The following is an 873-nucleotide window of genomic DNA, read 5'->3' as shown; positions in this document are numbered from 1 at the left end:
ACCACCCAAACCCAAACGCAACCCCTGGCCCCTCATCGCCGCCGCCATCGCCGCCGTCGTCATCCTCACCGCCGGCGCCGTGGGCATCGCAATGGTCATGGGAGGCGACGACAACAAACCGCAGGCGCAGAGCACCACTAAGCCGACGCCCACCACCTCGAGCTCGAGGCCGACCACCACCACGACGCCGGCCGGTGACGCCCAGAGCAAGCTGCGCAGTCTGCTGCCCGCCGGCTACGCCGGCGGCACCTGCACGCCGGCCACGCCGAAGCCGAACAGCATCTGGGTGAAGGCGGTGGCCATGGTCGATTGTGGGCAGAACACCAACCCGGGCGGCCCAGCCCGCGCGGTGTACGGCCTGTTCGCCAACGTCGGCGCGCTGAAGAAGGCGTTCGACGACGACATCGCCGCCGTGCAGCTGACGAACTGCCCAGGCGGCGGGCCGTCGCCGGACAGCTGGCACTACGAGAAGAGCCCGACGGTGACCGCAGGCATGGTCGCGTGCGGCACCTATAAGGACCAGCCGAACGTGATCTGGACCAACGAGTCCAAACTGATGCTCAGTGACGTCTTCGGCGACCCGCCGGCGATGGAGGATCTGCACGGATGGTGGGAGAAGTACGGCTGACACCGACTCCGCCCAAACCCCAATGCGGGCAGGCGTTTCCGGTGGGCTCACACGCCAGCCGAGCCGACGCGGGTGAATGTCGCGAAACCGGTGCGCCCGCGCGGTTGGGGACATACCGTCGTCATTGCTGAATCGGCGGTTTGCAACCGACCGGCTTACCCGCCGGAGGTTGGTATGGTCGGCGGGTCTGGGGTTGGTTTGGAGGTTCTGGGATGAGCGACGGTCAGGCCTCGCGGGTGGGGTCG

General features: G+C 67.9%; 1 pseudogene. It reads left to right on the top strand.

The features are described from left to right. Positions 1–628: pseudogene (locus tag OQ968_RS24750) on the top strand (hypothetical protein); the annotation flags it as partial. Positions 629–873: the final 245 nt, after the last annotated feature.

It is taken from the genome of Mycobacterium sp. 663a-19, from assembly GCF_035616495.1.
In the GTDB taxonomy this organism is placed as follows: domain Bacteria; phylum Actinomycetota; class Actinomycetes; order Mycobacteriales; family Mycobacteriaceae; genus Mycobacterium.
The sequence above is the reverse complement of the archived record's forward strand: the minus strand, read 5'-3'. Positions and strand labels throughout refer to the sequence as shown.